At 31.1% G+C, this 20431-nt stretch carries 18 protein-coding genes; 15 read left to right on the top strand and 3 right to left on the bottom strand.

Going from position 1 to position 20431, the window contains the following annotated elements:
- Positions 1-343: 343 nt before the first annotated feature.
- A complete protein-coding gene (locus CLOBL_RS11750; protein WP_077859207.1) occupies positions 344-1198 on the bottom strand; it encodes an NAD(P)-dependent oxidoreductase in 855 nt (284 codons plus the stop codon).
- 137 nt (positions 1199-1335) lie between these two features.
- On the opposite strand from CLOBL_RS11750, the gene CLOBL_RS11745 reads away from it, so the two are divergent.
- The 6 genes from CLOBL_RS11745 to CLOBL_RS11720 all read left to right on the top strand — a co-directional run bounded on the left by CLOBL_RS11745 (position 1336) and on the right by CLOBL_RS11720 (position 8012).
- Positions 1336-2166 (top strand): helix-turn-helix transcriptional regulator, encoded by an 831-nt coding sequence (locus CLOBL_RS11745; protein WP_077859206.1) that lies wholly within the window; start codon positions 1336-1338, stop codon positions 2164-2166.
- Positions 2167-2393: 227 nt separating this feature from the next.
- Complete coding sequence (locus CLOBL_RS11740; protein ID WP_077859205.1) at positions 2394-3182, top strand: TetR/AcrR family transcriptional regulator; 789 nt, start codon at positions 2394-2396, stop codon at positions 3180-3182.
- A gap of 237 nt (positions 3183-3419) precedes the next feature.
- Entirely contained in the window at positions 3420-4718 is a 1299-nt protein-coding gene (locus tag CLOBL_RS11735; RefSeq protein WP_077859204.1) for a TolC family protein, read from the top strand.
- 61 nt (positions 4719-4779) lie between these two features.
- Complete coding sequence (locus CLOBL_RS11730; protein WP_077859203.1) at positions 4780-5766, top strand: efflux RND transporter periplasmic adaptor subunit; 987 nt, start codon at positions 4780-4782, stop codon at positions 5764-5766.
- Between the two features lie 14 nt (positions 5767-5780).
- Positions 5781-6434 carry an efflux RND transporter periplasmic adaptor subunit gene (locus CLOBL_RS11725; protein WP_077859202.1) on the top strand — a complete coding sequence of 218 codons (654 nt, stop codon included), beginning with the start codon at positions 5781-5783 and terminating at the stop codon, positions 6432-6434.
- 15 nt (positions 6435-6449) lie between these two features.
- On the top strand, positions 6450-8012 hold the full coding sequence (locus CLOBL_RS11720) for a DHA2 family efflux MFS transporter permease subunit (RefSeq protein WP_077859201.1): 1563 nt from the start codon (positions 6450-6452) through the stop codon (positions 8010-8012).
- Positions 8013-8112: 100 nt separating this feature from the next.
- On the opposite strand, the gene thpR is transcribed toward CLOBL_RS11720, so the two are convergent.
- The gene (gene thpR, locus CLOBL_RS11715) at positions 8113-8664 is read right to left on the bottom strand and encodes an RNA 2',3'-cyclic phosphodiesterase (protein ID WP_077859200.1); all 552 of its coding nucleotides are present in this window, start codon (positions 8662-8664) and stop codon (positions 8113-8115) included.
- 326 nt (positions 8665-8990) lie between these two features.
- On the opposite strand from thpR, the gene CLOBL_RS11710 reads away from it, so the two are divergent.
- From CLOBL_RS11710 to CLOBL_RS11670, 9 genes are all read left to right on the top strand, one after another.
- Positions 8991-9758, top strand: coding sequence for a phage replisome organizer N-terminal domain-containing protein (locus CLOBL_RS11710; protein WP_077859199.1), 768 nt, complete (start codon positions 8991-8993; stop codon positions 9756-9758).
- A gap of 159 nt (positions 9759-9917) precedes the next feature.
- Positions 9918-12860 (top strand): SNF2-related protein, encoded by a 2943-nt coding sequence (locus tag CLOBL_RS11705; protein WP_077859198.1) that lies wholly within the window; start codon positions 9918-9920, stop codon positions 12858-12860.
- Positions 12861-13025: 165 nt separating this feature from the next.
- Positions 13026-14162, top strand: a complete 1137-nt coding sequence (locus tag CLOBL_RS11700) for a tyramine oxidase subunit B (RefSeq protein ID WP_077859197.1) — start codon at positions 13026-13028, stop codon at positions 14160-14162.
- 33 nt (positions 14163-14195) lie between these two features.
- Positions 14196-14507, top strand: a complete 312-nt coding sequence (locus CLOBL_RS11695; RefSeq protein WP_077859196.1) for a (2Fe-2S)-binding protein — start codon at positions 14196-14198, stop codon at positions 14505-14507.
- Positions 14508-14534: 27 nt separating this feature from the next.
- Complete coding sequence (locus CLOBL_RS11690) at positions 14535-16112, top strand: FAD-dependent oxidoreductase (protein ID WP_077859195.1); 1578 nt, start codon at positions 14535-14537, stop codon at positions 16110-16112.
- 11 nt (positions 16113-16123) lie between these two features.
- A complete protein-coding gene (locus CLOBL_RS11685) occupies positions 16124-16453 on the top strand; it encodes a (2Fe-2S)-binding protein (RefSeq protein WP_077859194.1) in 330 nt (109 codons plus the stop codon).
- Position 16454: 1 nt separating this feature from the next.
- On the top strand, positions 16455-17582 hold the full coding sequence (locus tag CLOBL_RS11680; protein ID WP_077859193.1) for an FAD-binding oxidoreductase: 1128 nt from the start codon (positions 16455-16457) through the stop codon (positions 17580-17582).
- Positions 17583-17684: 102 nt separating this feature from the next.
- A complete protein-coding gene (locus CLOBL_RS11675; RefSeq protein ID WP_077859192.1) occupies positions 17685-18089 on the top strand; it encodes a Rid family hydrolase in 405 nt (134 codons plus the stop codon).
- Positions 18090-18595: 506 nt separating this feature from the next.
- Positions 18596-19444 carry a helix-turn-helix domain-containing protein gene (locus tag CLOBL_RS11670; RefSeq protein ID WP_077859191.1) on the top strand — a complete coding sequence of 283 codons (849 nt, stop codon included), beginning with the start codon at positions 18596-18598 and terminating at the stop codon, positions 19442-19444.
- Positions 19445-19509: 65 nt separating this feature from the next.
- On the opposite strand, the gene CLOBL_RS11665 is transcribed toward CLOBL_RS11670, so the two are convergent.
- Positions 19510-20364 (bottom strand): GNAT family N-acetyltransferase, encoded by an 855-nt coding sequence (locus CLOBL_RS11665; RefSeq protein WP_077859190.1) that lies wholly within the window; start codon positions 20362-20364, stop codon positions 19510-19512.
- Positions 20365-20431 lie beyond the last annotated feature (67 nt).

The following is a 20431-nucleotide window of genomic DNA, read 5'->3' as shown; positions in this document are numbered from 1 at the left end:
AAGAATGAAGTTGATTCTATAAAGCATATTTAAGGAATAGGGAATTGTTTGAATTTAAACATAGGCAGCTCTGTATTATAAATAAAATTTATTTTAAAACAAAAAGCCAGTTATACCAACAAGTTTTTAGTTCATGACCTTTCACAAAGTCATAAACTAAAAGCTTTGATATAACGGTTTTTCTAGTTAAATTCTTTTATCATTTGAGTAGTAGTCAGCTAGTTGCCCATCATAATTTATAATTTGCCTATTATGATTTTTTTATCTAGAGCTAAACCAACAATTAATTTTATAATTAAAATTAATTGTTATTTATATGCTTTCTAGGTTTTGTAAATTACAACTATAAGGCTCCCATATCTTTAGCAGCATAAATAGAAGGATATTTTGGATGGAAATTTAGTTCCTCTTTAATGCGAGTCGGATCTGCAGTTAATTCCCATAGGTTATTCATAAGCCATCCATCTTCAGTAGGCGTTTGCTCTGGTCCTTCATACAGTTTATATAATTCACCTATAGCAATAGGAGTATCATCTGCAACGTTATATATGCGGCCGCCAATACCAGGTGTGCTGGCAGCAAGTAATAATGCTTGATTGACATCTTCATGATGAATCATAGATTGCTTTCTTAACGGATTCCAGTTAATCATGTAAGGTAAGATATCTTCAATGTGGGGATCACCATCACCATAGACAAATGATAATCTCATAATACGAACATCTAGCCCTTGATCACTATGCAATTTTAGTAAAGCTTTCTCGGCAGCAAGTTTTGTTTTTGGATACATTAAATTAGATGGTATAAGAACATCATCTTCTTTACATAGTCTGTTTACATTCAAATCGCGATATACATTGCCTGTACTGGTAAAAACGAATCTTGTAACACCGGCATCTAACGCTGCTTTAGCTAATTCAATAGTCGCATCTAGATTCACTGCTGTAGCTATTTCTTCATTAATATCACCTCGAAATTGAGCTGCTGTATGTACTACCACATCAACACCTCTTATAGCGTCAGCGAGATTTTTATTATTCAAAAGATCACCTATGACTACTTCAGCACCTTGTTCTTTCAATGTGAGTGCTTGCTCAGCAGTTCTTACAAGAACACGAACAGCATGCCCTTGTTTAAGTAGATATAGTACAAAACGGCTTCCAACTTTGCCTGTTGCTCCAGTTAAAAATATTTTCATATTAATTCACTCCAATCTAAACGGTTTTGTTTAAAAATTATTTTTATGTTATATTACTAATATATCAGGGGTATAATAGTTTAACCATATTGTGGTTATCGTATGATTGAGAGAGGTAGGATAAAGGAGGAAAATAAATGAAAGAGAGTATAGTGCAGCAATCGTTAGGTGAATTTTTACGTGCAAGTAGGCAGCGTATTACACCAGAACAGGTTGGCTTGCCATCACATGGACGCCGCCGAACACCAGGACTTCGACGTGAAGAGGTTGCTCAACTTGCAAACATTGGTCTTTCTTGGTATATATCTATAGAACAGGGGAAAGACGTACACCCATCTCATCAAATATTAGAAAGTCTAGCTTCTGCATTAAGATTATCTGATGATGAACGTCGATATCTTTTTTTATTATCCAAATCAGATGAATTAGAAGAAATAGAAGTTTATAAAGAAGTTAGTGAAGGATTAGAAAGAACTGTTTTCGCATTAGAACCTAATCCTGCATACATAATGAATAAATACTGGGATGTACTATTATGGAATCGTGCAGCAGAATTTTTATTTAGGTTTCCTTCATATTCTGAGAATTTAGATACAAAGCCAAACATATTGCAGTTCTTTTTAACAGATACATTAAAAAGAGAAGCTAACTCAGATTGGGAGGAAAGAGCTAAAATCATGATTGCAAGATTTAGGGCAGATTGTGCTAGATATCCCCAAGATGCAAGATTAAATGAAATGATTGAAAAATTTAAACAGGAAAGTGAATTATTCAGATTATGGTGGCCTCGTTATGAAGTTAAAACCGTTACTGATTGTCATAAAGTATGGAACCATCCTGAAATTGGAGAATTGGAGTTTGAACATGTGAATTTGCAATTATCAAACTATCCTGATTTGAAAGTAATGATTTATACAGCTTCACCTGCTACAGCAGAAAAGATTAAACAATATGTTTCTTGTGATTAAAATTACACTAATATTCTACGATAAAATAAATAGGTGTGTTGCTTTGAAACGAGAGCAGGGATTATCAGTTTTTTTATATCGCTAAAAATTGTTCTAGTATTAAAAAAAGGGTTTTATTGACAGCATAAAAGATAAATGTTACAATACATGAAATTAATAAAACCGATTAGTTATTATTTATTCAAAAAAAATTAGGCTATTAAAATGTAGAATAAGGATTGATATAGATGGAAGAAGATAAAATAAAAAGAATACGAGAAGCGGCTGAGAAAGTTTTTTTGAAAAAGGGATATAAAGAAACAAAAATAAAAGATATAGCAGATGTTGCAGGAATCTCACCAGGTACAATATACCTTTATTACAAAAATAAAAGAGAATTATTTTCTAGTTTAAATATACCAGAAGCTGAGCAGCTTAGACCTAAATATGATAAGAAAAGGCTTGAAATTTTAAAAGTAGCATTAAGCATGTTTGGAATAAACGGATATAATGCTACTTCTATGGAAGCCATAGCTTCAGCTTGTGGATTTTCCAAAGCTGTATTATATCAATATTTTAATAATAAAGAAGAGCTATTTACAGCAATTTTTGAAGAAGAAATTCTTAAGATATTTATTGAATTACCAATGAATGATGAAATAAAAGATTTCCATGAAGTTCTTACAAAGGTAGCATATAAACATTATGAAACCTTAATTGAACCGGAAAAGCTAAATCTTATTAGAGTTATTATGGCTGAGACTGGAAAGTTTCCTCAAATAGGAAAGATACTTTATGAGAATGCTATTGATGTAGCAGCGGAGAAGCTATCAGCCTATTTGGAAAAGTATAATGAGTTAGGAATAATCGATTGTCCAAATACAAAACTCTATGCTAGAAATTTCCTAGGGAATATAGTTTCTTTTGTAATTGTTGATGAACTTATTAATTCTAATAATAGAGAATTTAGCAAAGATGAAATTTTAAAAAGTATAGTGAGTATATTTGAAAAAGGCGTAAAAACTAAAAACGATTAAGATTAATATATTGAAGCAGGCATACAAAAAAGTATATCTGCTTTTTTAATTGTGAGCGGAATTTAAAAAAGTTTTAGAGGGTTAAAGAATAATAATATTTGTAATTAACTAATGAAAAATAAATAAATTTTATTGACAATTAAAGGGAGTGGTACTAGTATATAGGTAAATGAATAAATAAATACTAACCGGTAATTTAAAATTTATAAAAATATAATTATATATGAGGTGAGAAAAATGAAAAGGAATTTTAATAGAATAATTGTGATTGCAATTGTAGCAAGTGTCTTAAATGTAGGTATGGTGCCAGTATTTGCAAGTGATATCACACAAAATCCTAATATTTATGAAGTTGTACAAGCTCAAGCAAATGCAAACACCATTCTCACTTTAGATGATGCTATAAAGTCAGCAATTAGTATTAGTGAGATACTAGCACTTGATGAGAAAAAAATAAGTTATACAAACAAGATTAATGATGTTAATAAACAAATTGATGATGATCCGCAGATGGTAGGGAAACAAGAAATTCCCCTACCTGATAATAGGAAGGATCTTAATGACGATACTCGTGATGTTAAATTAAAACAGTGTAAGCAGCAAAGAGATTTTGATGAAGATAAACTAATACAGAATGTTACTAATGCTTATAATGATCTTGTTACGAGTCAAATGAGAATAGCTAAATTAAAAAAAGATATAGAGCTTAAGAATGAAGAACTAAATATTACAAAAATAAAGAATAGTATAGGTAGTGCCACAGATGTAGATGTAGACGCAAGCTCAAATTCATTAGAGGATTTAAAAAGCAAATTGAAGTCCAGCGAAAGTTCCTTAAAAGATCTCCAGTATAACTTCAAGGTTTTAACAGATAAAGATTTAATGAAGTATAGTTTGGATCAAAATATAAAATATGGCGTATTTAAGATAGACGGCTCAATAGATGAATATCTTGATAATGTTGTAGAAAATTATTTGAAATATAGTACACAATTAGTTCAACTTAATAAAAAATACTTTAATGATTCGGACAATAAAGTAGATGATATACCAGATTCTGATAAACCATCAGATGCGATGCCGGTACTTTCTACTAGTACAGATGATATTGCCGAAAACTTGAAAGCTTATGAAGAATATCAAGGCAGTTTAGATAAATATTATCAAGAAAGATATATGTATGCATTTAAGTTATCAACACGTTTGGGATATTTAAATGGAAAACTAGGCACTTATGAGGGCGAGACTAATTTAGATGAAACAAAGAAACAATTTAAAGAACAATTAAGAAATTTTTATACAATGCTTACTACCACAGAAGATAGTATTAATTTATTAAAGAAAAATATAGAGTTAACAAATAAACAACTTAGAATTGCTAATGTAAGATACGATACTGGATTAATGACTAAAGTAGATTATGATCATCTAGTTGTAAATAGTAAAGATTTGGATATTCAATTAAGAAGTGCAATTGACAGATATAATACTTTAAAGGAAGAAATTCAAAAGCCTTGGATTGCATTTTCAAAATAGTATAAATAACTAGATTAAGATGAATTAATAATAATTTAGTAGGTTAAGGGGGCAAAATAATATGAAAAAGAATATCCCATTGATAATAATTATAACTTTATTACTTTTTTCTACTTTAACTGGATGTAGTAATAATAGTGATGATAGTACAGGGGTTGAAGAGACAGTTAGTAGTCAAAGTCAAGGCGTTAATTATTTTATGTCAGGTAAGATTCAAGCAGATGAAAGTGCAGTTATAACAACTAAAATTAATGCAAGAATATCAAGTTTAAATGTTGATGTTGGATCTGTTGTAAATGCAGGTGATACCATAATTACTTTAGATACGAAGGAATTAGAAGCCCAGGTTTCACAAGCTCAAGCAGCAGTGGAGATAGCACAGGCAACTTTAAATAAGATGAAAAGTGGGTCAAGACCTGAACAAATAGAACAAGCTCAAGCAGCTGTAGAAAGTGCCAAGGCGAACTATGAAAATGCTAAGGCTAATGATGATAGAAATAAAGATGTTTATAACGCAGGTGGACTTTCAAAATCACAACTAGACCAAAGTGAGACAGCTCTTACAGCAGCAGAATCTGTATATAAATCAGCGCAGGCAGCTTTAGATATGCTAAACAAAGGTGAAACTGCTGAAAGTATAGCAGTTTCAGAAGCACAGGTAAAAAGTGCACAAGCAGCTTTAAATACAGCACAAGTTCAATTACAAAATGGAACCATTATATCACCAGTATCAGGTGTAGTTACAGCAAAGAACATTAATAGTGGTGAGCTGGCTACAGTGGGGGCACCATTAATCTCAATTGTTAATCTAGACACTATTAGTATAAATGCATATGTGCCTTCAACATTTGTTAATAAAATATCTGTCAATCAAGCTGTCATAATCAAAATATCTGAAATACAAGATAAAGAATTTGAGGGGGAAATATCAGTAATAGATTCAGCGGTAGATTCGAAGAATAAGAATGTTCTCGTAAAGGTTAAGTTTAACGAGAAAGATCCACTTATAAAACCAGGAATGTTTGCTGAAATAGGAATAAAAGAGTAGGGGTGAAAAATCATATGAGTAAAAAACGTAAAATGTTGATGATTGTTATATTTTTATTAATGATTGGAGCACTTGGTGGAATAGGATTTTATTATTGGTATAATAGTGCTTATTTTGTTACTACGGATGATGCAAGAGTTGATGGTGATCTTATAAAAGTAAGCCCGGAGATTGCAGGAAAACTTCTTGAGTTAAATGTAGATGAAGGAGATAATGTATCTCAAGACCAAATACTAGGAAGACAAGAAATGACTAATCTTCCAGATATAAATGTGGATCAATCCATAATAAGAGCTCCTATTAGTGGAATTGTTATTAAAAAAACTGGACATGTAGGAGAAATTGAAGCACCAGGGCAATCTGTTGCAACAATAGTTGATCCACAAAAATTATATGTTACTGCAGATATAGAGGAGACTAAACTTGCAAGAATAAGGCAGGGAGAAAAAGTAGATATAAATATAGATCAATTTGAAGGAAAAATATTTACTGGAAAAGTAAAATGTGTTGGTAAAGCATCAAATTCAGCTTTTTCTCTTCTTCCAACATCAACTAGTGGTACCTTTACTAAAGTAGTTCAGAGAGTACCAGTTAAAATTGAATTTGATAAAAAGGATGTTGAATTATTGCCAGGTACTAATGCGGTTGTTAAAATCCACATAAAATAATGGGGGGTAATAAATATGAAAGATAAAGAAGAGAAGAAAGTTACCTCCAAGTGGCTAATACTTGTGGTAATTATAATAGGTTCATTTATGTCTACTTTAGATAGTAGTATTGTTAATATTGCTATTCCTAAACTAATGTCAGTGTTTGGTGTATCGTTAGATGATGTTAAATGGGTATTAACAGCTTATACTCTTACATTAGGTGCGGTGGTGCCTGTAACGGGGTACCTTGGTGATACCTTGGGAACAAAAAAGATATTTTTGTTTGCTCTTATTACTTTTACTATAGGATCATTTTTATGTGGAATGTCTTGGAGCAACAATGCTATGATAGTATTTAGAATTATACAGGCGTCAGGTGGTGGTATGATAATACCTGTAGGTATGACTATGATGATGAATATATTTTCTAAAAATGAAATGGGGATGGCTATGGGGTTTTGGGGTATTGCCGCTTTAGCGGCACCTGCTATAGGCCCAACCCTTGGTGGATATATAATCGAAAAATTGGATTGGAGGATAATATTTTATGTGAATGTTCCTATAGGAATAATAGCAATAATTATGGCAATATTCTTACTGCCAGGTGTTAAGAGAAAACCATTCAAGGAATTTGATTATATAGGATTTATGACTTCTACGGTTGGATTAGTTAGTACACTTTATGTTATAGGAGAGCTTTCGGATATAGATTGGACGGATGTAACAAATCCACTTTTACTAGTACTTGGAATTTTTTGTATTCTCCTATTTATAGTAAATGAATTGAGTCATAGAGATCCAATACTAGAGTTACGTGTTTTAAATAACTTTCAGTTTAGCATAAGTCAGGTGATTCAATGTATATTATTTTTTGTATTAATGGGTGGAATGTATGTAATGCCGTTATATTTGGAAAATGTGAAAGGTTATACAGCTATGCAGACAGGATTGATTTTATTACCATCTGCTCTTGGAACGGCAATCATAATGCCAATTAGCGGAAAACTTTTTGATAAAGTCGGTGCAAAAATTCCTGGAATTATTGGATTAACTATTATGTTCTTAAGTTCATATCAACTAGCATATATAAATCAAAATACAAGTAAGCTTTTTATAGAAGTGATAATGACAATACGTGGTATGGGGTTTGCGCTTTCCAATATGCCTATAACAACCGCTGGAATGAATGCTGTTACTGATCCAAAACTGGCAGGAAAGGCATCTGCATTAAATAATACAGTTAAACAAATTGCAGGATCACTAGGTGTAACAATTATGACACTTATGATACAAGGCAGATCAGATTATAATTATGTTAGATTATCAGAACAGGTAACAGCATTTAACCCAGCTGCTAGTGACGCTATTGGCAAAATGGGGAATATGTATGTTATGCAAGGAGGGCTGTCACCTAACACTAGTACTGGAGCAGCAGTAAGTGCAATTACTCAAATGGTTTATGGACAAGCACGTATTGATGGTATGGATTATGCATTAGCAGGAGCAGCTGTTGTCGGAGCAGTGGCACTAATTTTAGTTTTTTTTGTTAGCGGTAAGAAAAAGGAAACGATAGAATCTGTTGCAGTGCAGGAATAATTATATAAATGTCTATTACATTTAAATAGATATAACTAAAAAACTTATAATCTAAATTAGAAATATAATAATAAAATTTATATAAGTAAAAATAGTTCAATTATATTAAAGTTATTAAGTTAACTTTGTAGAGGGAAATACCATTTAGTTTTCCATCTGCTTCTTTACTTGCCATAAGGCTTATTGCTTTTACTGGAATCATAATCCTCTCAAAATTAATTAGATTATCCAAGTCTGGAGATTCTTCATTAAATAACACTCTTCGCCCTAAAGTTATATGAGGCATAAAAAGCTTATCATAAAATGGGAGTTTTCTTTCTTTTAATGAGATGGAAAGTTCCTTGTGAAGCTCAGATAGAGCAGCGTTTTCTTCTATTCCGGTCCATAAAATATTTGTCCTTTTCTTCTTAAAAACACCTAAGTTATTCACTGATAATTCAAAAGGATTTATGTTTAAAACTGCTTTATCTATGGCTTCTTTTATTTTTTTAATTTGAAGTTCATCAGCTTCACCTATAAACCTGATTGTAAGATGAAAGTTATTCTCTTCTGTAAATTTACCTTCAGTGCAGTGTTTTTTTATATCCGATACTATTCTATTAAAATAATTCTTAGTGTTGTCTTCAAAATCTATAGCAATGTAAACTCTCAAAGTTTTTTCATACTTTCATTTAAATTATAGTAATTATAATTCATATTTATATAAGTTGCATTAAAGAGGTTACAGTTTATGATTAGTGTTTGCATTTATATGATTAATTATAATGTAACGGTATTATTTCAACTTATATAGTAAATAAAGGAGATGGATTTTTTATATTAATTTCCAGTGGTGGGCATAAAGAATCATAGACTGATTTTAATATTTTTAATAATTTAAGTAGGAAAATTTATAAATATATTGTTATTTTATAAAGTAAAACATATATCCTAATTGAAAGCATATGAAAGTAAAAAATTTTAAGGAGATTGATGAAGATGAGAGAAAGAAAATATGTTAAATTTAGAGTAGATATGTTTGAAGATACAAAATTTAAGATGATAGATAGAATGCCTGAAAGGGATGTTATTTTTTATATTTGGACTAGACTTGTAGCTTTGGCAGGAAAAGTTAATTTAGAAGGCAGTTTATATATGTCAAAAAATATTCCATATACAATAGAGACTTTAGCTATAGAATTTAATAGAGACGTAGATCAAGTTCAACTAGCATTAGATACCTTTATAAAATTAGAAATGGTGGAAATTAATAAAGACAATATTTATAAGGTGAAAAACTTTGCCAAGCATCAAAATATTAAAGTTAAATCAAAAGATATAGAGGAAGAGATAAAGAAAGAAGCGATTCAATTAAAAAGTGAAGAAACTAAAATTAATGTTAATATCGATAATAAAGAGCTGGAAAATAAGAAAGAAGAAAATGATAATAATTCAAATGGAAAACAAGATGATAAGGAAGAAAATATAAATAATAATATTAACGATAAAAATGAGGATTCAGAATTTATTATTACAAATGTTAATCAAAATGATAATATTACTGATAAGGTCAATAACAATTCTAAAAGTACACCTATACTTTTAGAAATAGAAAAGAGTAAAAAGTCAAGCAAGAGGAAAAGAAAGAATATTGATATTAAGGTTACTGATGAGGAAATTAATGATGATGGTATAGTTAGTATCTATGATGGAGATAAAAAACCTTTAGGAAAAGATGAAACTGTAGTCAGTGAGTGGGCTTTTTAGTTAGCTTTTGCAAGTAAGGGCTTGGATGTTACTATGTTATAATATTATCTATGAAAAATATCATTGTTTTTATAAAAAGGTCTAAATGAGCATTAGAAACAGCTTTAAGGATAAAAGAATATATAAAACTAATGGCTAACCACTGAAGGGAGTGATTCTTTGAAACTTAATGAACTAAAAGAAGTAGTATTTAAATTGGCATCTCATGCTATGAAAAAAGAAGGGGAAGAGGCTTTTAATAAAGGCTTAGTTGTTTATTTTAAAGGTAAAAAGATAGAGAATATATATCATATTTATGGCAGAGTGAAAGATAAAAATAAACTTAAAGAGTTTAATACTCACATTAAAATTAATCTTCAGAAGAAAAAGTTAGATGGAGTAAAATGCTCTTGCGATGAGTTCAAGGAATTTGCTTCAAACGGATATACCTTAATGTGTAGTCATATAACTGCAACCAGCTATAAATTTTTTAGTCTATTGTCAAGGGGAAATGATGAAACAAGAGAGGATTCAGAAAATAGCATTACAGAAAAGTATAGAATATGGGGGAATACAGAAACTACCAAGCTTATTCGAAAAACAGAAAAAGAAGCTGAATATTATGAAGTACTTACAGCTTCAAGAAGTGAAAAACTTATACTTAAGCCGAGTGAACTCAGAATATTTTTAGAAGGAATAGAGAGTAGAAAAATTAAGTTTAAATTTGAGCATATAGAATTTATAGTACCTATTTTACATAAGGATATGCCAATAACTTTTAACTTAAAAGAGGATAATAAACTGATGATTTTATCAACTCAAAAGCAGCTTCCTATACCGCTAAATTCAAATAATGATGTTTATTACTTTAAAAATGAACTATACCTTCCTTCAAAAGATCAGAGTGATAATTATAGAACTTTACATGAAAAACTTAAAGATCATGGAGAAATTATTTATAATAAAGGTATACACAATTATATTAGACTTATTTTAGTTTTAAGCAGTATAACAGAAAATATTAACATTGCAGAAAGCTTAAGAAGTTTTGCATCTAGTGTTTTGAAACCTAAATTTTTGGTATTTAAAGAGGATGGAAACATTTATTGTGATGCAATTTTAAATTATGGAAGCAAAAAAGTTAATATACTAAATAAGATTAGTAGAGAAGATAAATTTATAAGGGATATTAGAAAAGAAGAGAAGCTCCTCTTAGAAATGGAAAAAAGAAACTTTATAAAGATGAAAAATAGATTCATGTTCACTGGTGGAGATGAAGAATTATTTAATATATTAAAAGGCATGGAAGACAGTATTGAAGCTTTGGGAAAGATTACTTTAGGTAATGGGCTTAATGATAAAAAAATATACGATTCAGAATATATAAAAACAGGTTTGTTTGAGAGGGATGGAGAATATAATTTTTCTTATAATATAGAGAATTTAGATAAAAGAGAGCTAAACAGTGCATTTGAAGCTTATAGAAACAAGAGTAGATTTTATAAGACAAGAAACAATGATTTTTTAGATTTTGAAGACGATAGTGTAAGAGATTTTTTTAATCTCTTTGAAGTATTAAACATTAACGATGATCTAGCAAATGGAAATATTAAAGTAGAAAAAGCTAAAGCATTATATTTATATGAAAATATAATGAACAAGGGCTTAGGGAGTATTAAAAGTAATAATGAGTTAAAGGAATTAGAAAATAAGTTAATTAACATAAGTAAAAGAAAAATATCTTTGCCAGATACGTTTGTTGGTGAGCTTAGAGAATACCAAATGAAGGGCTTTAAATGGTTCAAAACCTTAAGTGAATTGGGCTTTGGCGGGATATTAGCCGATGAAATGGGATTAGGTAAGACAATTCAAACTATTGCATTTTTGCTTTCAGAAAAAGGTAAAAGAACCTTAATTGTCTGTCCTACTTCTTTAATTTATAACTGGAAGGATGAACTTCATAAGTTTGCTCCAAGTCTAAAAGTATTAATTGTACATGGGGCACAAAGAATTGAAACACTAAATAATATTCATGATTATGACGCAATCTTAACAACTTACGGAACTTTGAGATTAGATATAAATTACTACGAAGATATTATTTTTGATTACTGCATAATTGATGAAGGGCAAAACATAAAGAATGCTTCAACTCAGAATACAAAAGTCATAAAAGAAATCAAAGCTAAAACAAGATTTGCTTTAACTGGGACACCTATTGAAAACAATCTAACAGAACTTTGGTCTATATTCGATTTTGTAATGCCAGGATACTTGTATTCTAAAGAAGTATTTCAGGAAAAATTCATTTCAAGAGGAGAAGAGAATTTAGAAAGCCTTAAACTTTTAATAAAGCCATTTATTTTAAGACGAACTAAAAAAGAGGTTATGAGTGAACTGCCAGATAAAGTAGAAAAGAAGCTTTTAATTGAAATGACACCTTCTCAAAAGGCTTTATATAGCAATTACATTAAGAGAATAAAGGCAAAAATGAACAATAATAAGGATGGAAAAATTGAGATACTTTCATATCTTACTAAACTTAGACAGATATGCTTAGATCCTTCACTTATATTAGAAGACTACAATGGTGGAAGTGGAAAATTAGAAGAAGCCATTAAGCTTATTAAAGAACATATTGATACTGGCAATAAAGTTCTTTTATTCTCACAGTTTACTTCAGCCTTAGATAAAATTGGAGAGCGCTTAAATAATGAAGAGATTAACTTCTTTCATTTACAAGGAAAGACCAGGCCAAAAGACAGAATTAAACTTGTTAATGAATTTAACAGGAGTGATGCTGTAAAAGTATTTTTGATTTCCTTAAAAGCTGGAGGGACTGGCCTTAATTTAACTTCGGCTAATCTGGTTATTCATTTTGATCCGTGGTGGAATCCAGCAGTTGAAGATCAAGCAACGGATAGAGCCCATAGAATTGGTCAAGAGAAAGAAGTAAAAGTAATTAGATTAATTGCTAAAGGAACTATAGAGGAAAAGATTATACTGCTTCAGGAAGACAAGAAAGAATTAATTAATGATATTCTCACAGGAGAGCTTCAAAATAGCAGTTTGCTTAGCAGTCTGTCAAAAGAAGATTTAATACAGTTGTTTGATAGAGAGTAAGTGCTTTATTAAATTAAAAAAGATTTCGTTCCGATTTTTACAATTTTTGCTTGCATAGATGGAGTAATATAATACTCAAGAAAGGCAAAGAGGTCTAGCTTCAAAGAAGAAGTTAGATCTCTTTTTTTATAAAAAATAATTATATTTATAGGAGGTAATGAGAATATGAACGAAACAAAAATAGATTTCTTATATTTAAATGAAGACGATATGATTAAGGCTGGAGTTAAAGAAATGGCTGGATGTGTAGAGGCCATGGAAGAAATGTTCAAGTTATTAAAAATTGGAGATTATCGTATGGGTGGGCCTAATGGAAATTCACACGGAGTTATGATGGTTTTCCCTGAAGAATCACCATTCCCTAATATGCCTAAGGATGGTCCAGACAGAAGATTTATGGCAATGCCTGCTTATTTAGGCGGTAAGTTTGATATGGCCGGAATGAAATGGTATGGTTCAAATACAGAAAATAGAGATAAGGGGCTTCCAAGATCAATACTTATGTTAACTTTAAATGACAAAGATACTGGAGCTCCAATTGCATATATGTCAGCAAATATTTTAAGTGCTTATAGAACAGGTGCAGTTCCAGGTGTTGGGGTGAAATATTTTGCTAAAGAAGATTCAAAGGTTGTCGGAATTATTGGACCAGGGGTTATGAGTAAAACAGCATTTGCGGCAACTATGGCTGTTAGATCGGAAATTGAAACAGTTAAGATTAAAGGAAGAAGTAAAAAATCAATTGATGGATTTATAAAGTACCTTAATGAAGATTATCCACAAATTAAAGACATCATTGTTGTAGACACAATAGAAGATGCTGTTAGAGATTGTGATATTGTGCATATTGCTACATCAAGCCCAACTGGTGATATAAATGAATATCCATATATAAATGAAGAATGGATTAAACCAGGTGCAATATTATGTTGTCCAGCAGCAGCAAGATTTGATGATGATTTTATTTTAAATAGAGCAAGAACTGTTACAGATAATATTCAATTGTACGAAGCTTGGGAAGAAGAAATGGAGTTCCCAGCATATAATTCTATTCCAATTCCAGCAGTACACTGTATGGACTTAATTGCAGAAGGCAAAATGAGCAAAGAACAAGTTGATGATTTAGGGGATGTATTAATTGGTAAAGTGCCAGTACATCGCAAGGAAAATGAAATTGTTATTTATTCAGTTGGTGGTATGCCAGTAGAAGATGTTGCATGGGGGACTATAGTGTATAGAAATGCTATTGAAAAAGGAATTGGGACTAAGCTAAATCTTTGGGATGAGCCGCAATTAGCCTAAGTTTAATTATTACAATTGAAAGGAGATCTTTATATGAGAATTGAAAAGCATCCAATTTTAGGTGAGCCTAATAAAGGACGTTTAGTGAATTTTGAATTTGATGGGAAAGCATTTGAAGGATATGAAGGAGAACCAATAGCAGCAGCACTAAGAGCTGTTGGTGTATTAGTTCATAGACATACTAAAAAAGGATCACCAAGAGGCATATTCTGTGCTATTGGTAGATGTACAGACTGCGTAATGGTAGTTGATGGTAAGCCAAATGTAAGAACTTGCGTAACACCTCTTGTGGAAGGGATGAAGGTTCAAACACAATATGGTGTTTCAGCTCAAGAAGAAGCATAAAATTTTTATGAAAGGATAGGTATTCGTATGAAAAGATATGATTGTATTGTTGTTGGAGCAGGGCCAGCGGGTCTGTCAGCAGCTATAGAAGCAGCAAAAAGAGGACTAAAGGTTGTTGTATTTGATGAAAATTTTAAGCCTGGTGGACAACTATTTAAGCAAATACACAAGTTCTTTGGATCAAAAGAGCATAGAGCAAAAATTAGAGGCTTTAAAATAGGTGAAGAGCTTTTACAAGAAGCAAATGATGCGGGAGTAGAAGTTGTTTTGAATGCTATAGTTATTGGTCTTTATTTAGATAAAGAAGTTACTGTAAAGATAGATGATGAAGTTATTCATTATAAAGGAGACGCAGTAATAATTGCAACAGGTGCATCTGAGAATATGGTTACCTTCGATGGATGGACACTTCCAGGAGTAATTGGTGCAGGTGCAGCCCAAACAATGATGAATCTTCATGGAGTACAACCAGGAAAGAAAATTCTTATGCTTGGCAGCGGAAATGTTGGAGTAGTTGTAGGATATCAACTTATACAAGCAGGCTGTGAAGTGGTTGCAATAGTAGATGCAGCACCTAGAATCGGTGGATATGGTGTTCACGCTGCAAAGGTGGCTAGATGCGGAGTTCCTTTTTATTTATCCCACACTATAATAAAAGCGGAAGGTGAAGAATGTGTAACTGGAGTTACTATTGGTGAAGTTGATAGCAAATGGCGGATAATACCTGGAACAGAAAAATATTTTGATGTTGATACTATATGTTTAGCCGTAGGACTTTCTCCTATGTCCCAGCTTACTAAAATGGCTGGCTGCATCATGGAGGAAAATCCTAAAAAGGGTGGGTATGTTCCTGTTTGTGATGAATATGGTGAGACTTCAATTAAGGGAATATTTGCAGCAGGTGATGTTTCAGGAATTGAAGAAGCAAGTTCGGCTATGATAGAAGGAAGAATTGCAGGGGTAGCAGCTTCTTATAGATTAGGATTTATTGATAAAGAAGAATTAGAAGAAAAGGCAGAGGAATTGGAAAAGGCTTTATCTAGTTTAAGACAAGGTATGTTTGGTCCAGAAAATAAAGGAAAAGATATTGAAAAAACAGATGAAGGCTTTGAGGTTTCAAAAAATCTTCTTAAGAAAGGATATTTAACTGATGAAGAAGTGACAAAATATCCAGGGGTTAAGTCTATGAAGGGAATACATCCAGTTATAGAATGTTCACAAAATATTCCTTGTAATCCATGTCAAGATGCGTGCCCTAAAAGCTGTATCAAGATTGGAATAAATATTACCTCTCTTCCAGTTGTTGATGAAGAATCAACATGTATTGGCTGTGGAATGTGCGTTGCATCTTGTTCTGGACAATCAATTTTTCTTGTGAATGAAGATTTTGAAGAAGGTTATACTTCAGTTACACTCCCTTATGAATTTTTACCGCTGCCAGAAAGAGGTGCAAAAGGCATTGGACTCGATAGAAGTGGAAAAGAAGCATGTGAAGTGGAAGTAGTAGATGTTAAATCTGTTAAAGCCTTTGATAACACAAACTTATTAACAATAAAGGTTCCAAGTGAAATGGGAATGAAAGTAAGATTCTTTAAGCAGGCATAGGAGGTAAGATTATGAGTAAAGTAAATGATAGATCAAGAGATATAGGTGAATTTATTTCGCAGCCTGATGATGATATGATAATCTGCCGCTGCGAAGAAATTACAAAGGGTGAAATACGAAAAGCAGTACATGATGGTATGTTTACCATAACTGAAATTAGAAGATATTTAAGAACAGGTATGGGTCTTTGTCAGGGACAAACCTGCGGAAAATTGGTTAAGGGGATTGTAGCAAGAGAGCTTAAAATATCACCTTTAGAATTAGAACCAGCAGTATCGCGTGCACCTATGAGACCTATAGAAATGGAAGTCTTCGGAAATGAACAAATAGGAGGTAAATAGCATGAAAAACAGTGCAGATGTAATAATCATTGGAAGTGGTGTAATTGGAAATGCAGCAGCATACTACTTATCAAAAAAAGGCCATTCTGTTATTGTCTTCGATAAAGGTGACAGTATCGGAGATGGAGGTTCAACAAGAAATGGCGGAGGAGTTCGTCAATCAGGACGTGATAAGAGAGAACTTCCACTTGCCATGTATGGTATAAAAAATATTTGGCCTAATCTTTCAGAAGAATTAGGTGTAGATGTGGAATATTATCAAGAGGGTAATTTAAGATTAGGTAAAACAGTAGAGCATATGAAGATACTGACTAATCTTGCAAAGAATGCTCAGGATTGCGGACTTGAGGTAAACATAATCTCTGGAGATGAGGTAAGAGAAATTAATCCATATCTTTCAGAGGAAGTTATCGGTGCAAGCTGGTGCCCTACTGATGGACATGCCAATCCTTTAACTACAACTTTAGGTTTTTATCGTAAAGCAAGGAAATTAGGTGCTCGTTTTATCACAGGAGAAGAAGTTATTGAAATTAGAAAAATAAAAGGAAAAGCTAGGCAGGTAGTAACTAAGAATAATGTATATGAAGGGGAACATATAATTCTTGCAGCAGGCTATGAAAGCCGAAAGATAGCTGCTACAGTTGGTATAGATATTCCAATGAATAAAGTTCTGTTAGAAGTTCTTGTTACAGAAGCTCAAAAGCCAATGTTTTACCAAATGCTTGGTACTGCTGAAGCAGATTTTTATGGACATCAAAGTAAACATGGTTCCTTTGTATTTGGAGGTGCATCAGGTTATGAAGCTCTTAATAAGGATAATGGAACACCAACTACAGCAAGTATTACAGCTTCATGTATATGTAGAGGAATAATGAAGTACTTTCCAGACTTGAAAGATGCCAAGATAGTTCGTACATGGGCAGGCTGGATTGATGAGTGTAAAGATCACGTACCAGTAATAAGTCATGTAGAGGAAGTACCAGGACTTATCCTTGCCTGTGCCTTTACTGGTCATGGCTTTGGAATATCTCCAACAGTAGGTATGCTCCTATCAGAAATGGTAGAAGGAAATGGAACTACTCTTGATATAAGTGCTTTCCGTTATGATAGGTTTAAAGCTAAAATTTAGATATCAAATAATAAAAGATTAATTATTTAGTAATTATAAGATATAGTTTAATTTTTCGGTATGAGATTTTTTGTAAATAGTATCAAAGAAGGAGAATTAATTATGGATTTAACAAGAACAAATTATTCATCAGGCGCTCCACTAGAAGAAAAAACAGGATATTCTAGAATGGTAAAGGTAGGGCCATTTGTTTATATCGGAGGTACTACTTCTGTACAACCTGATGGCACAGTGTATGGTGAAGACAGTGCTTATGAGCAGGCAAAATACATTTTAGAAAAGTTAGTGAAATTATTAGAACAAGCTGGTTCAAAAAAAGAAGACGTAGTTAGAATAAAAGGTTATACAACTGATATGAAGTATGGGGCTGAAATTGCAATGGCTTATTCAGAGATTTTTCATGATATCAAACCGCTTTTTACAATGGTTGGTACTCCTATGCTTAATAGGCCTTCTCAGCTAGTTGAAATAGAAATGGATGCAGTAATTATAACTAAGAAGCAATAAGAAAGCTTAGAAATACGAAAGAAAATACCAAGTCTAAATGGCCAAGGAGATCGACTTGGCTATTTTTTTACAATGATTTATTTGATGAATATATGCCATAATTAACAATCAGCAAAGTTCAATTGATAGATACAACTTAAATCCTTACAGAATTTTTCAAAATGTATAATTATTATTGAAATATATAGAATTAAAAATAAATTTATTCCTATATAACCATGAAAAATGTATTCTCAATATAAAATAAATAATGTATAGTTGATATAAATATATATTTTTGAAATATAATAACCATATGTTAAAATATTGTCAATAATTAATGAATATTTTTGATAATATATTAAAAAATACTTGGTGATAAATAAAAAAAGATTAAAATTAATATGTGCGAATTTTGATTGAATTTCTACTTTTAAAAAATGCTTTTACAGATTAAAGAAAGTTTAATTTATATAAGGCACAATCAAATTTTATGTGCCTAAGAAAAGAAGTGGAGTGAAGGAGCTATGGTTGGAGAAACAAAAGGAAATATTATTAGGCCTAAGCAGCCATACTTTGTAATGGCTACATCTCATTATTATAAGGCGGTTATAATGAATTATGGAATTTCTCATTTCTACTGCTTCCAAAAAGAAGATATTATAGAAAGACCTTTTATTGCAGTACCAGATGGATGTATTGATATCTTATTCTGTTGTGATGATAAGACTCCATATGCACATATATGTGGAACAGTTCTTCGTCCTACAGAGACTCATAATAGTGGAAATAAATACTTCTTTGGAGTGAGATTTTTACCAGGAAGCCCATTTAAATTTAAAAATATCACCATGTCAGATTTGGTTGAACAGGAAATTCCATTTTTAGAAGTGATAAAAGATAATGAATTGTTTGAAAAAATTACCTCAAGCAGAGATTTCAATCATCAGATACATGTATTTTTAGAAAGATATATAAATCTTTATGCTAATTTTAATGAAATAAATAAGTATAAAGATTTAAAAAAATATATGCTTAATAACATTATGCAGACAGCAGGAAAAATTAAAATTAATGAACTTGCAGAGGCAACTGGATATTCAGTTAGATATATAAATAAGACATTTTCAAAGGAGTTTGGATTATCTCCGAAATTATTTTGTAAACTTATGAGGTTTCAATATTTATTAAGTACTTTAAATGAGTTAGATAAAGAGATGTTTGAATCTAATTTAGCACAGATATCTATGGATTTAGGATATTATGACCAGTCTCATATGATTAAAGACTTTCACGAATTTACAGATACAACACCAAAGATGTATATAAAATCATTAAAAGAAGTGCAATATAAAAAGCGAATAATTATCGTATAATAAATATTTCTTATTAAATTTTCTAATCCAAGTATATTTTTGGATTAGAAATTAATTATATTCTCTTATAGTTTTAAAACCATTTCATATTGCTTGACATGTTGTTCAAATCCCAAATTTATTAAAAAATCTTTCATACAATAACATTGACTATCTACATTTAAAACATTGATGCTATGAGATCTTGTATTATTTAATAAATCGGTAAGTATGCTTCTTCCGATGCCTCTACATCTATAATTTTTATCTACTGCTATGTGTGGAATATCACCTGTATTTTTATCAATAAGTCCGTATCCAACAATATTATCATCTATATTGACAATAGAATATATGAAATTATCTGATACAGCATTAATTGAATCAATGGAATTCTGCCAAGATGGTTTAAAATCCCAAAACTCTGCCAGCTTTCGAAAGTAACTTTTAGTAATTAAATTAATATGGTGAACTTTATATGTTAATATGGGCGTAAGGTAATTTTTGTCTAAATTAAAGCATTCAAAATCTCTTGAAATTTCAAAGCCTTGTTTTTTATAAATATTAACTGCAGAAGTATTTGTTTGAATTACTTCAAGCAAATATTGTTCTACTCCTATTTCTTTTAATAATTGCTTGGCATTTAGAAACATATTACTTGTTAGCCCATGCCCTCTATAGTTATTTACGATACCTGTGCCAGTGTCATAAGCAGTTGATTTTCCATTCCATTGCCTAATTGCATTTAAAAGAAATCCAATTAAAATATTATTGTTAAAGACCCCTATTGAAGATTCGGAAGCATAACCTCTTCTTAGTAGCATCTGCTGGAATTTTAAAGGAGATAAATCCATTTTAACTTGATAATCTGAAAATGCATCTAGAAAGGTATTATGTAAGGCTTCAAGATTCGTATTTTCTAAGGTAGTATAAATAAACATCTTTTCTCTCCTAATAATTATTTTATTTATATTATAACTTATTTTTTCATTTGAAATTAAGTTTACT

The sequence above is a fragment of the Clostridium sp. BL-8 genome (assembly GCF_002006495.1).
Classification (GTDB): Bacteria; Bacillota; Clostridia; order Clostridiales; family Clostridiaceae; genus Clostridium.
This window is presented reverse-complemented; position numbering and strand designations above follow the sequence as displayed.

What these genes read in the sequence shown, in the direction of transcription:
- CLOBL_RS11665 (WP_077859190.1), bottom strand. Translation starts at nt 20,364, where the DNA reads ATGTTTATTTATACTACCTTAGAAAATACGAATCTTGAAGCCTTACAT.
- CLOBL_RS11720 (WP_077859201.1), top strand. Translation starts at nt 6,450, where the DNA reads ATGAAAGATAAAGAAGAGAAGAAAGTTACCTCCAAGTGGCTAATACTT.
- CLOBL_RS11710 (WP_077859199.1), top strand. Translation starts at nt 8,991, where the DNA reads ATGAGAGAAAGAAAATATGTTAAATTTAGAGTAGATATGTTTGAAGAT.
- CLOBL_RS11740 (WP_077859205.1), top strand. Translation starts at nt 2,394, where the DNA reads ATGGAAGAAGATAAAATAAAAAGAATACGAGAAGCGGCTGAGAAAGTT.
- CLOBL_RS11730 (WP_077859203.1), top strand. Translation starts at nt 4,780, where the DNA reads ATGAAAAAGAATATCCCATTGATAATAATTATAACTTTATTACTTTTT.
- CLOBL_RS11670 (WP_077859191.1), top strand. Translation starts at nt 18,596, where the DNA reads ATGGTTGGAGAAACAAAAGGAAATATTATTAGGCCTAAGCAGCCATAC.
- CLOBL_RS11725 (WP_077859202.1), top strand. Translation starts at nt 5,781, where the DNA reads ATGAGTAAAAAACGTAAAATGTTGATGATTGTTATATTTTTATTAATG.
- CLOBL_RS11675 (WP_077859192.1), top strand. Translation starts at nt 17,685, where the DNA reads ATGGATTTAACAAGAACAAATTATTCATCAGGCGCTCCACTAGAAGAA.
- CLOBL_RS11685 (WP_077859194.1), top strand. Translation starts at nt 16,124, where the DNA reads ATGAGTAAAGTAAATGATAGATCAAGAGATATAGGTGAATTTATTTCG.
- CLOBL_RS11690 (WP_077859195.1), top strand. Translation starts at nt 14,535, where the DNA reads ATGAAAAGATATGATTGTATTGTTGTTGGAGCAGGGCCAGCGGGTCTG.
- CLOBL_RS11700 (WP_077859197.1), top strand. Translation starts at nt 13,026, where the DNA reads ATGAACGAAACAAAAATAGATTTCTTATATTTAAATGAAGACGATATG.
- CLOBL_RS11750 (WP_077859207.1), bottom strand. Translation starts at nt 1,198, where the DNA reads ATGAAAATATTTTTAACTGGAGCAACAGGCAAAGTTGGAAGCCGTTTT.
- CLOBL_RS11680 (WP_077859193.1), top strand. Translation starts at nt 16,455, where the DNA reads ATGAAAAACAGTGCAGATGTAATAATCATTGGAAGTGGTGTAATTGGA.
- CLOBL_RS11735 (WP_077859204.1), top strand. Translation starts at nt 3,420, where the DNA reads ATGAAAAGGAATTTTAATAGAATAATTGTGATTGCAATTGTAGCAAGT.
- CLOBL_RS11745 (WP_077859206.1), top strand. Translation starts at nt 1,336, where the DNA reads ATGAAAGAGAGTATAGTGCAGCAATCGTTAGGTGAATTTTTACGTGCA.
- CLOBL_RS11695 (WP_077859196.1), top strand. Translation starts at nt 14,196, where the DNA reads ATGAGAATTGAAAAGCATCCAATTTTAGGTGAGCCTAATAAAGGACGT.